The organism is Rhodococcus sp. IEGM 1341, from assembly GCF_030056895.1.
Taxonomy (GTDB): Bacteria; Actinomycetota; Actinomycetes; order Mycobacteriales; family Mycobacteriaceae; genus Rhodococcoides.
In genome coordinates, this window is record NZ_JASHKV010000001.1 from 1,470,959 (window position 1) to 1,483,714 (window position 12,756).

General features: G+C 64.9%; 15 protein-coding genes. 4 read left to right on the plus strand and 11 right to left on the minus strand.

The genetic code is table 11. The features are described 5' to 3' along the window. Nucleotides 1–34: 34 nt before the first annotated feature. The 3 genes from QM615_RS06610 to QM615_RS06620 all read right to left on the minus strand — a co-directional run bounded on the left by QM615_RS06610 (nt 35) and on the right by QM615_RS06620 (nt 3,000). Entirely contained in the window at nt 35–682 is a 648-nt protein-coding gene (locus QM615_RS06610) for a GNAT family N-acetyltransferase (RefSeq protein WP_037191969.1), read from the minus strand. Between the two features lie 71 nt (nt 683–753). Continuing rightward, nucleotides 754–2,013: a molybdotransferase-like divisome protein Glp gene (gene glp / locus QM615_RS06615; RefSeq protein ID WP_032395737.1), complete on the minus strand. Its 1,260-nt coding sequence runs from the start codon at nt 2,011–2,013 to the stop codon at nt 754–756. Between the two features lie 33 nt (nt 2,014–2,046). Continuing rightward, a complete protein-coding gene (locus QM615_RS06620; protein WP_037192236.1) occupies nt 2,047–3,000 on the minus strand; it encodes a UTP--glucose-1-phosphate uridylyltransferase in 954 nt (317 codons plus the stop codon). 107 nt (nt 3,001–3,107) lie between these two features. Here QM615_RS06620 and QM615_RS06625 point away from each other — a divergent pair, with 107 nt between their 5' ends. The 4 genes from QM615_RS06625 to mscL all read left to right on the plus strand — a co-directional run bounded on the left by QM615_RS06625 (nt 3,108) and on the right by mscL (nt 5,468). Beyond that, nucleotides 3,108–3,701, plus strand: coding sequence for a 5-formyltetrahydrofolate cyclo-ligase (locus QM615_RS06625; RefSeq protein WP_283347123.1), 594 nt, complete (start codon nt 3,108–3,110; stop codon nt 3,699–3,701). Nucleotides 3,702–3,854: 153 nt separating this feature from the next. After that, nucleotides 3,855–4,199 (plus strand): FmdB family zinc ribbon protein, encoded by a 345-nt coding sequence (locus QM615_RS06630; protein WP_094639550.1) that lies wholly within the window; start codon nt 3,855–3,857, stop codon nt 4,197–4,199. An 89-nt stretch (nt 4,200–4,288) separates the two neighbouring features. After that, nucleotides 4,289–4,951, plus strand: a complete 663-nt coding sequence (locus tag QM615_RS06635; RefSeq protein ID WP_269594635.1) for an SAF domain-containing protein — start codon at nt 4,289–4,291, stop codon at nt 4,949–4,951. A 43-nt stretch (nt 4,952–4,994) separates the two neighbouring features. Then, entirely contained in the window at nt 4,995–5,468 is a 474-nt protein-coding gene (gene mscL / locus QM615_RS06640) for a large conductance mechanosensitive channel protein MscL (RefSeq protein WP_037191966.1), read from the plus strand. A 112-nt stretch (nt 5,469–5,580) separates the two neighbouring features. Here mscL and QM615_RS06645 read toward each other — a convergent pair whose 3' ends face one another. From QM615_RS06645 to QM615_RS06680, 8 genes are all read right to left on the minus strand, one after another. Further along, on the minus strand, nt 5,581–6,024 hold the full coding sequence (locus QM615_RS06645) for a hypothetical protein (RefSeq protein WP_269594634.1): 444 nt from the start codon (nt 6,022–6,024) through the stop codon (nt 5,581–5,583). Between the two features lie 124 nt (nt 6,025–6,148). Then, nucleotides 6,149–6,949, minus strand: coding sequence for an MspA family porin (locus tag QM615_RS06650; RefSeq protein WP_283347124.1), 801 nt, complete (start codon nt 6,947–6,949; stop codon nt 6,149–6,151). Between the two features lie 564 nt (nt 6,950–7,513). Beyond that, nucleotides 7,514–7,717, minus strand: a complete 204-nt coding sequence (locus QM615_RS06655; protein WP_283347125.1) for a hypothetical protein — start codon at nt 7,715–7,717, stop codon at nt 7,514–7,516. 8 nt (nt 7,718–7,725) lie between these two features. Further along, a complete protein-coding gene (locus tag QM615_RS06660; RefSeq protein WP_037191958.1) occupies nt 7,726–8,223 on the minus strand; it encodes a MogA/MoaB family molybdenum cofactor biosynthesis protein in 498 nt (165 codons plus the stop codon). An 89-nt stretch (nt 8,224–8,312) separates the two neighbouring features. Next, nucleotides 8,313–9,833: a S1C family serine protease gene (locus QM615_RS06665; RefSeq protein ID WP_283347126.1), complete on the minus strand. Its 1,521-nt coding sequence runs from the start codon at nt 9,831–9,833 to the stop codon at nt 8,313–8,315. A 101-nt stretch (nt 9,834–9,934) separates the two neighbouring features. Continuing rightward, on the minus strand, nt 9,935–11,386 hold the full coding sequence (locus QM615_RS06670; protein WP_149405599.1) for a HAMP domain-containing sensor histidine kinase: 1,452 nt from the start codon (nt 11,384–11,386) through the stop codon (nt 9,935–9,937). Further along, a complete protein-coding gene (locus tag QM615_RS06675) occupies nt 11,386–12,072 on the minus strand; it encodes a response regulator transcription factor (protein WP_032395747.1) in 687 nt (228 codons plus the stop codon). The genes QM615_RS06670 and QM615_RS06675 overlap by 1 nt, the downstream gene beginning before the upstream one ends. 55 nt (nt 12,073–12,127) lie before the next feature. After that, the gene (locus QM615_RS06680; protein WP_283347127.1) at nt 12,128–12,742 is read right to left on the minus strand and encodes a trimeric intracellular cation channel family protein; all 615 of its coding nucleotides are present in this window, start codon (nt 12,740–12,742) and stop codon (nt 12,128–12,130) included. Nucleotides 12,743–12,756 lie beyond the last annotated feature (14 nt).

Genomic DNA, 12,756 nt, shown 5'->3' on the forward strand with positions numbered 1-12,756 from the left:
GACAACACGAGTGCCCGTGCCGCAGCAGCGGGAATCAGGCCCACGCAGCCCGACCCGCGCGAACCAACCGATCGACGACGGTTCCCTGCACCTCACCCGAGGTGATCGCGACGAGCTTGTGATCGCGCCATTCGCCGTCGACGTCGAGGTACTTGTAGAGCAGTCCTTCTTCGCGGAAACCGACATTGCGCAGCACCGCCTGGCTGGCAAGGTTCTCCGGTCGCACCGTCGCTTCGACGCGATGGAGTCCGACGGGACCGAAGCAGTGATCGAGCCCGAGCGCCAGAGCCGCGGTCGCCACGCCCTTGCCGTTGACTTCCTTGGACACCCAGTACCCGATCCAGGCCGATCGAAGTGCGCCCCGCACGATGTTGCCGGTGGTGATCTGGCCACAGAATTCGCCGTCGACCTCGATGACCAGCGGCAGCATGTGTCCCTTGCGCGCTTCGGATTTGAGCCCCGAGCACAGGCTCGGCCACGAGGAGATGTGATGCCGTGAGTTCCAGCTGCCTTCCCCGCTGGGCTCCCAGGGTTCGAGGTGGGCGCGATCCGCGGTGCGAATCCGACTCCAGGCGGCCGCGTCGCGCATCCGCACCGGCCGCACCGTGACGGTTCCGCCGGCCACTCTCACTGGACCCAATTTCGCCGGCCAACCTGGGTGGCTCGACCACGTTCGCGGCATCCGTCGATCGTATGCGCTCCGCCCAGTGGTGCGCTTAAGTGCCCAGGCGGCACTCGACCGCACCACTGGCGTCAGCCTCGTTGAGCGAGGAACGAGACCTTCACTTCTTCGCCGGTTCGGATTTCGGTGACCTCGGGATCGATGACGACCAGGCAGTTCGCCTCGGCGAGTGTCGCGAGCAGGTGCGAGGACGATCCGGGTGCACCGCCGAGCGCCTGAACCAGGTATTCACCGGTTCCCTCGTCGCGCATGAGCTGGCCGCGGAGAAATCCCTTACGGTCCTCGATCGAGGTGATCGGCGCGACGGTTCGTGCGGTGACGGTCCGACGCATCGGCTGCCGTCGACCCAGAGCGATGCGAATCAGCGGACGCACCATGACCTCGAACACCACGAGCGCGCTGACGGGGTTGGCCGGCAACAGAAAGGTGGGTACCTCGTCGCGTCCGAGTTGACCGAAGCCCTGGACGGATCCGGGGTGCATGGCAACTCGCTCCACTTCCATGTCGCCGAGTTCGCCGAGCGCCTCACGCACACCGTCCGATGCACCGCCGCCCACCGCTCCGGCGATGACCACGATCTCGGATCGAATCAGCTGACCCTCGACCACCTCGCGCAGTCGCTTGGGATCGGTGCTGACGATCCCGACGCGGTTGACGTCGGCTCCGGCGTCGCGCGCCGCGGCGGCCAGAGCGTAGGAGTTGACGTCGTACACCTGACCGGGCCCCGGGGTCCGATCGGTGTCGACCAATTCGCCGCCCACGGAGATGACCGAGAGCCGCGGCCGCGGATGCACCAGCACCTTGTCGCGCCCGACGGCAGCGAGCAGACCGACCTGAGCTGCGCCGATGATCGTGCCTGCGCGAACCGCCACGTCACCGGGCTGCACGTCGTCGCCGATCTTTCGGACGTAGTCGCCCGAGCGCACCGGACGGAACACCTTGACGCGGGCCCGACCGCTATCGGTTCTGTCCAGGGGCAACACCGCGTCGGCCAGTGTCGGCAGCGGCGCGCCTGTGTCGACTCGCACTGCCTGACGCGGTTGCAACCGGATGGGTTGACGCGAACCGGCGGACACCTCGCCGACGACGGGAAGCGTCAGATCGATGCGTTCGTCGTCCTCGTTGCGCAGGTCGGTGCCCGCGGCGGCCACATCGACGCTCCGTACCGCGTAGCCGTCGATCGCTGCCTGGTCGAAACCGGGAAGGGGACGCTCGGTTACCACTTCTTCTGCACACAGCAGGCCCTGTGCTTCCGAGATGGCGACCCGAACAGGCCGTGGAGCCACCGCCGCGGCGGTCACCCGGGTCTGCTGATCTTCGACCGAGCGCATCTGGCCCTTCCTCTATGGCATCGACCCGCGATGCTATTCGTACGTGGTCAGTTCCGGTGCCCAGCTGTCGCTCAAGCGTTCGTTCAGCCATTCGCGCAGGGCTGGGCCGTAGTCGTCACGTTGTAGAGCAAAGTCAACCGCAGCGCGCAGGTATCCCCCGGGATTTCCGAGGTCGTGTCTCGATCCGCGGTGCACCACCACGTGCACGGGATGGCCTTCTTCGATGAGCAACGCGATGGCGTCGGTGAGCTGCAGCTCGCCGCCGGCACCGGGCTTTATCCGTCGCAGAGCGTCGAAGATCGCACGGTCGAGCAGGTAGCGGCCCGCCGCGGCCAGGTTGGACGGGGCGTCCTCCTGCTTGGGCTTTTCGACCATTCCGGTGACCTTGAGGACGTTCGGGTTGACCGCGTCGGGCACGATCTCGACGGAGAAGACGCCGTAGGAGGAGACCTTGTCGTCGGGAACTTCGATGGCGCACAACACCGAGCCACCGCGCTTGGCGCGCACGCGGGCCATGACGTCGAGCACACCGCGGGGCATCACCAGATCGTCGGGAAGCAGAACGGCGACGGAATCCTCGTCGTCGTCGAGGACTTCCTCGGCACAGGCGACGGCATGCCCGAGTCCGAGCGGCTCGTGCTGAATGACCGACTGGACGTCGAGCAGACCGGGGGCGACCCGCACCTTCTCGAGCATCTCGAGCTTGCCGCTGGCCTCGAGCTTGTTCTCGAGGACGAGATCCTCGACGAAGTGGGCGACGACGCCGTCCTTGCCGGGGGACGTGACGATCACGAGTCGCTGCGCGCCGGAATCTGCGGCCTCGCCTGCGACGAGCTCGATACCGGGAGTGTCGACCACCGGAAGCAGTTCCTTCGGAACGGTTTTCGTGGCCGGCAGGAACCGGGTACCCATGCCCGCTGCGGGAACGATGGCCGTGCGGAAATGCACGGGCGTGGCGGCGGTCGTCGCTGTAACGGCTTCTGTCATGGTGCTCACCCTATCCATGGTTTCTGGTGATCTGCTCGCCGTGTGCTGCGTTTTACCCCCGAGTGCATATCGTTGAACGACTGCACACGAAGGGAGGACGAATCGTTGTGACCGTTCCCGAATTCACGGAGAACACGCCCAAGGATCGATGGCGAAAGTATGTTCTCGCCGAACGCCGACTGCTCGACGGTGCGCAACGCGCAATGGAGTCCTCTGCACTCTGTCACGTCCTCGGCGAATTGGCTGCCGAACACCCCGTCGTCGCCGCGTACGTTCCGGTCGGCCGGGAGCCGGGTTCGATCGAGATGCTCGACGCGATGGCCGCGGCCGGGTCGGTCGTTCTGCTTCCGAGTGCGCACGAGCCGGGGCTGTTGCGCTGGGTTCGATACGCCGGGCGTGAGTCGTTGGTGACGGCACCGTTCGGGTTGTTGGAACCGTCGGGACCGACGCTCGATCCCGACGCGGTGTCGGAGTGCACTCTGGTTCTCGTTCCGGCGCTGGCCGTGGACCGGAACGGAAACAGGCTGGGCCGAGGCGCAGGCTTCTACGATCGAACTCTCGACCTGTGCAGACCCGACGCGATGCTGGTCGCGGTGGTGCGCGAGAGCGAAGTGGTCGATCGCCTACCTGCGGAGCCGCACGACAGACCGGTGACACACGTGCTCACCGCCGGCGGGCTCGTACGCTTGAGTACGGAATAACGCTAGGATTCGATTCGTTGGCACTCCTGACTGTAGAGTGCTAATGCTCTCCCCAGTTTCGACAGTTTCGACGAACAGACAAGACACCGGCGGTGTTCGGCCTCGGCCAGCAGAGCGGCGAATTTCCTCGGTGACCAGCGCGGAGGAAACACGATGCCCACTTACTCATACGCATGCACCGAGTGCGACAACCGCTTCGACATCGTTCAGTCCTTCACCGACGACACACTGACGGTGTGCCCCGCGTGCTCGGGCAAGCTTCGCAAGCTGTTCAACTCCGTCGGCATCGTCTTCAAGGGCAGCGGCTTCTACCGCACCGACAGCCGCGGCGGCTCCAGCACCTCCAGCGAGGGCGCAGGCGAGAAGAAGTCCGATGCGGCAGCCACGAAATCGGACAGCAAGACCGACTCGAAGCCCGCCGAGAAGAAATCTTCGGATTCGTCGTCGTCGAGCAGTTCCTCTTCGTCTTCGACCACGAAAGCTGCTGCCAGCCAGTAGTTTTCCGCTTCATCCACAGGCCGGGCCGTTATCCACAGCCCGGCCTTTTCGGTGCCTGTTCCGGCTCGGGCAGCGATACCGTTTGCGCCATGGCTGCCGGCAAGAATCGACTCGACTCGACGCTGCTCGATCGCATCACCCTGCGTCCGGCATGGGTCGGATCCACGAAATTCAGGCGGATCGCGGCCGGGGTTCTGGTCGCGGTTGCACTGGTGCTGTTCCTCGACGACGCCGCCGGCGACGACCGAGTGCGGGTGATCACGGCCGGACGCGACCTGACACCCGGCACCGTACTGACGCAGGCCGATATCGCCGTCGCTGAGTGGGACGGGGCGAACGTCCCCGAGGGCGCACTCGTCGAATCCGAAGCCGTGGACGGCCAGACCCTCACCGGGCCGGTCCGAGCGGGCGAACTGCTCACCGACGTGCGACTGCTCGGATCTCGGACCGCCACGACGACGCTGGGGACCGAGGCACGCGTCGTACCGGTGCATCTCGCCGACGCTGCGGTGACCGACCTGCTACGTGAAGGTGATCGCGTCGACGTGTTGACGGTCGAGTCTCAGGACGACCCGAATGCGGTGCCCGCGGCACGGGTGCTGGCGTCGGGAGCGATGGTTGTGCTCGTCTCCGCCGACGCCGGTGGCAATCGGCAGCGAGACCGAGTCGTCTTGCTGGCCCTACCGACGAACGACGCGACGACGGTCGCGGCAGCCTCTTTGGTCAGCGCGCTCACGGTCACCCTGCACTAACGTCTTTCGAGACAGAACAAACCGAACGTTGGGAGAAGGGCTCATGCTGAAGGGCTTCAAGGACTTTCTACTCCGCGGCAACGTGGTGGACCTCGCAGTCGCCGTCGTCGTCGGCGCAGCATTCACCGCAATCGTCACCGCATTCACGACGAACGTCATCAACCCCCTTGTCGCTGCCCTCGGTGGCAGCAACGAATACGGGTTCGGGTTTCAGATCACGTCGTCGCCGGAATCGTTCGTCAACGTCGGTGCCGTCATCACCGCGATCATCAACTTCGTCATCATCGCGGCGGTCGTCTACTTCGTGCTGATCCTCCCGGTGAACACGGCGAAGAAGCGCTTCGTGAGCCAGCCGGAGAAGGAACTGAGCGACGTCGACGTGTTGGTGCAGATTCGCGACATCCTCGCGGGAGGAACCGCAGCGGGACAGAAACTGTCGACCGCGGCCGACACCACCGGCGGTAGCGGCGAGGCCATGGACGCAGCCCCGGACCTCGGCAAACATTCCAAGGACTGACGCCGGTCTGCTTCACGAATGAATGCGCCAGTGACGCAATCTGATTGCGTGAATGGCGCATTCATTCGTTGGTGGGGCGGTGATGGGACAGGCCAAGCGGGCCGGCACGCGATCAGTTGGTGAAGGTGGTAAGTGGCAACGCGTCGAGGGTGATCGTCGTGCCGTCGGCCTCGCACGCCGACTTCACGGCTGCGCCATTGTCGACGAACGCCTTGCCGGATGCGCTGTCGGTCTCCGACAGTTCGAGGGTGTCGTCGGGTAGGGCTTCCACGAACGTGGTGGATGCGGACGCAACATCACCGGAAGCCGTTCCGGGCACCGACTTCAACGCGTCGACGGCAGCCTGCTTGTCAGCCGTCCACTTCTCGATGTTGGCTGCCGATCCCGGTCCCGCGGTCACCAGGCCGACAAACGTATTGTGGTCGGCAGCGAAAGTGTTGCATGCATCGGTGTTCTGACCGGTGGCAGCCTCGTCACTGCTACTGCAGCCGGTGACCAATCCGAGAGCTGCAACGGCTCCTGCTGCGAACACTGTGAGCCGGGCTTTGCGATGCATCACTACTTCTGAGCCTTTCCGTAGCGTCGAAATATGCTTGTCTCGAACATAGTTCAGGCCCGCACGGAGTATCCGTGCGGGCCTGAACCGGAGGAACTAGCGAACCAGAATCAACCGAACGAGATCAGTTGAGGCGAGTTGCCGGGCCGTAGGTGGTGATCGAGTCACCCTTGGCGCTGAGCAGGGTGACGTACGGACGGACCGTGACGTTGCCCAGGATGCCCGTTGCGGTGCCGTGGACGCCAGCGAGCTGGATGGAGCCCTGTGCCCCTGCTGCGTCACCCTCGGTCTTGGAGATGTTCGCCTCTTCGTTGAAGGTGGCGATTGCACTCTCGGACTGAACGACGCCGCCGCCGGGAGCGAGATCGATGGTCGCAGTTGCCTGCGGGATCAGCTGGACGCCGACGTCGAGTCCGCTGCCCGAGGTGGCCTCGCTCGCGATGGGCAAAGAACCGAAGTCAGGAAGCTCGCCATCGGCACCCGGGAGCAAGTCTCCCAGCTCGCCCTCGAAGCCAACAGTGGACTCGTTGCCGCTGCTGATGCCGAGGTTCGCGGAAGGCGAAGCCCACTCGATGGACACGCCACCGTCGAGGCTCAGCGGGTAGCCGATCTGCAGGCCAGCGGTGAGGGTGCCCTCGAAGTCATCGGCTGTCGGTCCCTGAACATCGAAAGTCGCGCGGCCGTCGTAGAACCATTCGCGAGTCAGCGGGTTTCCATCGAGAGGCGCAACGCCGCTGACGAAGGAGTCGGACAGTGTCAACACCACGGTGTTTCCGTCGGCGTCAACGATCGACTTGGAGCTATCGACAGCGGCGGAAGCGGTTCCGGTACCGAGCACCAGGCCGACTACCGAAGCGCCGGCAGCAACTGCAACGCTCATGGACTTGAGTCCCCGGCTGCGCCGCGACTTCTGGATCTCCGTCATTTATTCCTCATCATGTTCAGTCCCAGTGCGGTGTCGCACGGGGAAGCTTGTGGCTTTCACCCTCGAACTAGATCGGACGCAACGATGCGTACGAGCCCGAGCCGGATGGAGCCGTGAAGGCCACATCCTCGATCCTGCAGTCCCGTGGTTGAGGGCGCGGTACCGGTCGGTCCCACGCCCTCGTTGTCGGAAGCTGAGGGGAACATTAGAGGAGATGCCTGATCGTGACAATCCCTACGGTTGCGAGCGGAATGTTGCTGTCGCGTGATGTGTTTCGGCGGCGTGAACAACTTTCACACCCGAATTGATGGTAACCCGCGTCACACCATCTCTCGATGACGCCAAACCGTTACACACGGGATCTCTGAGTAAAACTGCCCTGATATGGGCCGACGGTGATCTGAGCCTGACCGATACGGGCAAATCGTCGTACTTGCGAGCAATCGAAACGGGCGAAAATCATCCCCGCACACGGAGTCGACGCCCCGCTCGGCCGCTAACGACAGGTAAACGAGTGACTAACAAGTCTGTGATTCCGGACCGTAAAATGTGTTGTGGATCACATCAGAAGTAATGAGGTGGTCGCTGTTGCTTCAACCATTCGTCCGAGGACGGGCCGCCGGATTCGGCACCCGCACCGTCGCTTCGCTCGTCTCCGGTCGTCTCCGGCAGAACTTCACCGAAGATACGAGCGAGCCGGGCCCGTTCTGCTCGGGCCCGGCTCGCGTCGTCTTCGGCCGATCGATCGTCGTTCGGCTTTTCGCTCATCGCTATCGCTATGCGTCCAATCCGGACAGCTCGGCGATGACCTGACTCGCCAGCGGCGTCAGCGTCGCCATTCCGTCGCGAATCGCAGCCCGCGACGAGGCCAGATTGACCACCAGCGTGCTTCCGGACACACCGACCAGTCCACGGGACAGACCGGCGTCCAGCGAACCGGCTGCCAGTCCCGACGAGCGCAGTGCCTCGCTGATACCCGGAATCTCGCGGTCGAGCACCTCAGCGGTGACGTCGGGAGTGACATCGCGCGGCGAGACACCCGTGCCACCGATGGAGACCACCAGGTCGACACCGCCGATCACCGCGGTGTTGAGTGCATTCCGCACATCCACCTCGTCTGCCGTCACCGCGACGACACCGTCGACGAGGAATCCTGCCTCGGTCAGCAGTTCCGTGACGAGCGGGCCCTTCGAGTCCTTCTCGGTGCTGTGCGCTGTTCGGTCGTCCACGATGACGACCAACGCGCGCCCTGCCAGTGGTGCGTCGAGTTCCATACCGCTCACCGTAGTAGTAAGGCCTCCACCCGGCTCACGCTGTGCGTAAATCGTTGCAACCGTTCCGTGCCTGCCTGGTTCTCGTAACATCAGCGACCGCCCGGGAACGACGGAACCTGGAAGGGCAGTTGCTGTTCTTGCTGTTGCGTCTGAGTCTGGGCCGGGGCGGGCTCCGCGGTACCGAGCGTCACCGTCGCCGTCTTCTCGCTGCCGCCCTCGCTGTAGGTGACGGTGACGGAGTCTCCCGGAGCGTGCGAGCGCACCGCGGCGATCAACGCGTCACCGCTCGAGATGACGCGGTCGTCGAGCTTGGTGATCACGGCACCCGTCGGGATGCCCGCCGATGCGGCGGGGCCACCCTCGGTGACCTCGACGACGGTTGCGCCGTTGGCGTCGTCCTGCGACGGCACCTGCACCCCGATCATCGCCTGAGTGGCCTTACCTGTGGTGGTCAACTCGTCAGCGATGCGCTTGGCCTGATCCACCGGGATCGCGAACCCGAGCCCGATGGATCCGCTCTGGGCTCCGGATCCCTGGCTGCCGCCGATCGTGGCGATCGCAGTGTTGATGCCGATCAGCTGTCCGTCGGTGTTGACGAGCGCGCCGCCGGAATTACCCGGGTTGATCGCAGCGTCGGTCTGGATGGCGTCGATCACCGAGTTCTGGTTGCCGGACTCCCCCGAGGTGGACACCGGCCGATTCAGCGAGGACACGATGCCCGTGGTGACCGTTCCCGCGAGGCCGAGCGGAGAGCCGATCGCGACGACCTGCTGACCCACTTCGAGGTTCGACGACGAACCCAGCTCGATCGGCGTCAGGTTCGACTTGCCCTCGGCCTTGATGACGGCCATATCCGAGACCGAGTCGGCACCGACGATCGTCGCGTCGGCCACCGATCCGTCGGAGAACGCGACGGTGAGTTTGCCGTTGGCACCTGCACCCGTCGCGACATGGTTGTTGGTGAGGATCAAGCCGTCACTGCTGAGAATGACGCCCGACCCCTCGCCTTCCTCCTGCGAACCCGTCACCTGGATCTGCACCACACTCGGCAGGACCTTGTTCGCGACGGCCTGGACGGAACCGTCGGGGAAGTTGGCGGCCGGCTCTGCGGCGGTGACGGTGGAGTTCAACGAGTTGGTCACTCCCCCGCCGCCGTTGGCGTTGTTGGTCGCGATGGCACCGACTGCGCCGCCGATTCCGCCGCCGACCAGTACGAGGGCGATGGCACCGGCCACCAGCGCAGAACGACCCGAGCGAGTCTTCACCGCGGCAGGCGCAGAGTTGGATTGCGGTGCAACGTGTTGCGGCTGGGCGTGGGTGTGCTGGGCGGTCCGTGGGTCGCTCTGTTGACCGTACGGCCCGTAGCCGGGCTGGTAGGGGTTCTGTCCGTAGCCGGCGTACTGCTGCGGATAACCCTGCTGCGGGGGTTGTGTGCCGGCGTGCTGGGGGTTTACCTGCTGGGGGTTGGCATGCTGGGGGTTTACCTGCTGAGGCGGGTGCTGCTGGGTGGGGTAGCTCTGCTCGTCGCCGCGCGAAGCCCGGTCCGCCGGATGCTGCTCGCCACCGGCACCCTGTCCGGTCTGTTCGGATTCGTTACGGTCGTCGCTCATCGTTGTTGCTTCCTTCAGTAGAGACCTCGTCGTAGAGGTCCGCCCGCCTTCTTGCTACTCACTGTGCAGGGCGGTACTGAGAGGTCGCTGAGATCCGGCTATCAGTTTGCCGAGAGTGTCGTGGGATCGGGAGCACCCTCACCGGGCAACACGATTCGAATGAGGGCACCGCCGCGCTCGGACACCTCGACCCCGATGGTGCCGCCGTGCTTGACGACCACCTGTCGCACGATGGCAAGGCCCAGGCCACTTCCGGGCATGGAGCGTGATGCCGTGGAGCGGTAGAAGCGCTCGAACACCAACTCGCGATCTTCCTCGGGAATACCCGGTCCTGCGTCGTCCACCGTCAACTCGAGCAGACCATCGCCGATCTGCCGCATGGCGATTCGCACCTCACCGCCGCTCGGGCTCCACTTCGCCGCATTGTCGAGCACGTTCAGTACGGCCCTCGACAGTCCTGCTTGATCGCCGTAGACGAACCACGGCATCAGCGTCGCATCGAAGTCGATTTCGTTGCGACGGCGGCGTGCTCGCTCGAGACTGCGTTCGACGGCATCGGCCAGGTCGACTCGCTCGAACACCGTCTCCGGCGCATCCTCGCGCGCCAGATCGACCAGATCACCCACCAGGGTGGACAATTCCTGGATCTGCGCCACCACGTCGGTTCGGAGCTCGGCCATGTCCTCGTCCGGGATGGACGGGGCTCCGGGGCGTCCGGCCGCGATCAGCAACTCCATGTTGGTCCGCAGCGAGGTCAACGGCGTCCGCAGTTCGTGGCCGGCGTCGGCGACCAATCTGCTCTGCCTGCCTCGAGATTCGGCGAGCGCGCGGAGCATCGTGTTGAAACTCTCTGTCAGACGCGCCAACTCGTCGTCACCGGTCACCGGAATCGGTGTCAGGTCGTCGGTGCGCGCCACTCGTTCGGCGGCAGCCGTCAACCGGGCGATCGGGCGTAAACCGGTGCGTCCCACGGCCATACCAGCTCCAGCGGCCAGCACCACTCCGCACGCACCGACGATCAACAGCACCCATGCCAGACGGTCGAGTACTTGCCCGGTCGGCAGCAGTCTTTGTGCGACGACGAGAGTGCTGCCATCCTTGGTGCGTAGTGCGAGCACCCGTTGATCGTCGAGTGTGCGCAGAGACGATTCCTGTTGTCCGCTCACGACAGCGAGTTCGGCGTCGCCGATCGGCACCTTGGGCCCGGGCGGGTTGTAGCTGGACATGTCCGGGTAGATCAGCGCCACACTCACATCGGTGCTGTACAACGTGGCACCGGCAACGAAACGCGGGTCGTAGGACACCAGAGTCGACTCCGCCAAAGCCGATGCACGAGAACGCAATTGAGTGTCCACATCGCCGTACAGCGCCCGCGAGACAACCGTGTATGCGGCAATGGCCATGACAGCCACCGCAATTGCGACGACGGAGGCCGCGAGCAACGTCACCCGCCACCGCAGCGACACCGACCGTGTCAGGGGCATCGGTGGTCGCATCCCCGTCGGCGAGGAGCCGACACCGTCGGTCGACTTGCGCCCGAACGAAGCGACCATCACGGAGGCGTCTCGCGCAGGACGTAACCCACACCGCGAACGGTGTGGATCAGCCGCGACTCCCCCTCCGCCTCGGTCTTGCGCCGCAGGTAACCGACGTACACCTCGAGGGCGTTGCCCGACGTCGGGAAGTCGTAACCCCACACTTCCTCGAGGATGCGACTCCTGGTGAGCACCCGTCGCGGATTGGTCATCAGCATCTCGAGCAACGAGAACTCGGTCCGGGTGAGGCTGATCGAGCGTTCGGCGCGCGAGACCTCACGGGTGACCGGGTCCAACGACAGGTCCGCGAACGTCATGGTCTCCGAGTCGATGCCCGCTTCCATCGCGGTACGCCGAAGCAGTGCCCGCAGTCGAGCCAACAGCTCCTCGAGCGCGAACGGCTTGGGCAGGTAGTCGTCGGCACCGGCATCGAGGCCGGCGACGCGCTCGGACACCGAGTCCCGTGCCGTCAACACGAGAATCGGCAGGTCGTCGCCGACACTGCGCAATCGACGACACACCTCGAGACCGTCGAGCCGAGGCATCATCACGTCGAGCACCAGGGCATCGGGCCGCGCCGCCGCAACCTGCTCGAGCGCGTCGAGACCGTCGACCGCCAGGTCCACGGTGTACCCGTTGAACGTCAGCGACCTGCGCAGCGACTCACGCACCGCTCGATCGTCGTCGACCACCAATATCCGCATCCGTACAGTTTGTCCTGGTCGACTGAGATATGTCTGAGAGGGGTGCCCAATCCGACTACGGAGTGGGTAGGTGCTTGGCCAGCGGGAGGTTCCACTTTCGCCACAGCGCGAGCAGACGCAACCCCGTCGCGAGCAGTGTTCCCACGATCAGACCCACGTTCTCCGGCAGACCCGCAGCGTCGGCCAACACGACGGCCGACGCACCGAGCAGAGCCGGCAGCGCATAGAGGTCGCGGTGTAGCAGCAGCGGAACTTCGTTGACCAGAACGTCTCGGATCACGCCGCCCGCCACGGCCGTCGTCGTGCCGATGAGAGCTCCGGCCAACGCGCTACCTCCCGAAGCCAAGGCAATCGTCGCGCCGGTCGATGCGAACAGGCCCATGCCGAATGCGTCGAGCACCAGAACTCCGCGTCGCACCTTGCCCATCTGCCGATGCGCGACGAACACGACCAGCGAGGCCAGGAAGCCGACGGTGAGGTTCGGCCACGTGTCCAGGGACGTCGGCGGGTGGATGCCGAGCAGCAGATCGCGAATGATGCCACCGCCGATACCCGTCGTGATTCCGACGACGCACACCCCGAACAGATCCAACCGGCGATGCACTCCGATCAACGCACCGGAGGCCGCGAAGGCCGCGATACCGATCAATCCGAGCACGTCGAGAAGCATCGGACCAGCATGTC

Excerpts from the sequence above, each read along its gene's own strand:
- QM615_RS06610 (WP_037191969.1), bottom strand. The coding sequence starts at position 682 with ATGCCGCGAACGTGGTCGAGCCACCCAGGTTGGCCGGCGAAATTGGGT.
- glp (WP_032395737.1), bottom strand. The coding sequence starts at position 2,013 with ATGCGCTCGGTCGAAGATCAGCAGACCCGGGTGACCGCCGCGGCGGTG.
- QM615_RS06620 (WP_037192236.1), bottom strand. The coding sequence starts at position 3,000 with ATGACAGAAGCCGTTACAGCGACGACCGCCGCCACGCCCGTGCATTTC.
- QM615_RS06630 (WP_094639550.1), top strand. The coding sequence starts at position 3,855 with ATGCCCACTTACTCATACGCATGCACCGAGTGCGACAACCGCTTCGAC.
- QM615_RS06635 (WP_269594635.1), top strand. The coding sequence starts at position 4,289 with ATGGCTGCCGGCAAGAATCGACTCGACTCGACGCTGCTCGATCGCATC.
- mscL (WP_037191966.1), top strand. The coding sequence starts at position 4,995 with ATGCTGAAGGGCTTCAAGGACTTTCTACTCCGCGGCAACGTGGTGGAC.
- QM615_RS06645 (WP_269594634.1), bottom strand. The coding sequence starts at position 6,024 with ATGCATCGCAAAGCCCGGCTCACAGTGTTCGCAGCAGGAGCCGTTGCA.
- QM615_RS06650 (WP_283347124.1), bottom strand. The coding sequence starts at position 6,949 with ATGACGGAGATCCAGAAGTCGCGGCGCAGCCGGGGACTCAAGTCCATG.
- QM615_RS06655 (WP_283347125.1), bottom strand. The coding sequence starts at position 7,717 with ATGAGCGAAAAGCCGAACGACGATCGATCGGCCGAAGACGACGCGAGC.
- QM615_RS06660 (WP_037191958.1), bottom strand. The coding sequence starts at position 8,223 with ATGGAACTCGACGCACCACTGGCAGGGCGCGCGTTGGTCGTCATCGTG.
- QM615_RS06665 (WP_283347126.1), bottom strand. The coding sequence starts at position 9,833 with ATGAGCGACGACCGTAACGAATCCGAACAGACCGGACAGGGTGCCGGT.
- QM615_RS06670 (WP_149405599.1), bottom strand. The coding sequence starts at position 11,386 with ATGGTCGCTTCGTTCGGGCGCAAGTCGACCGACGGTGTCGGCTCCTCG.
- QM615_RS06675 (WP_032395747.1), bottom strand. The coding sequence starts at position 12,072 with ATGCGGATATTGGTGGTCGACGACGATCGAGCGGTGCGTGAGTCGCTG.
- QM615_RS06680 (WP_283347127.1), bottom strand. The coding sequence starts at position 12,742 with ATGCTTCTCGACGTGCTCGGATTGATCGGTATCGCGGCCTTCGCGGCC.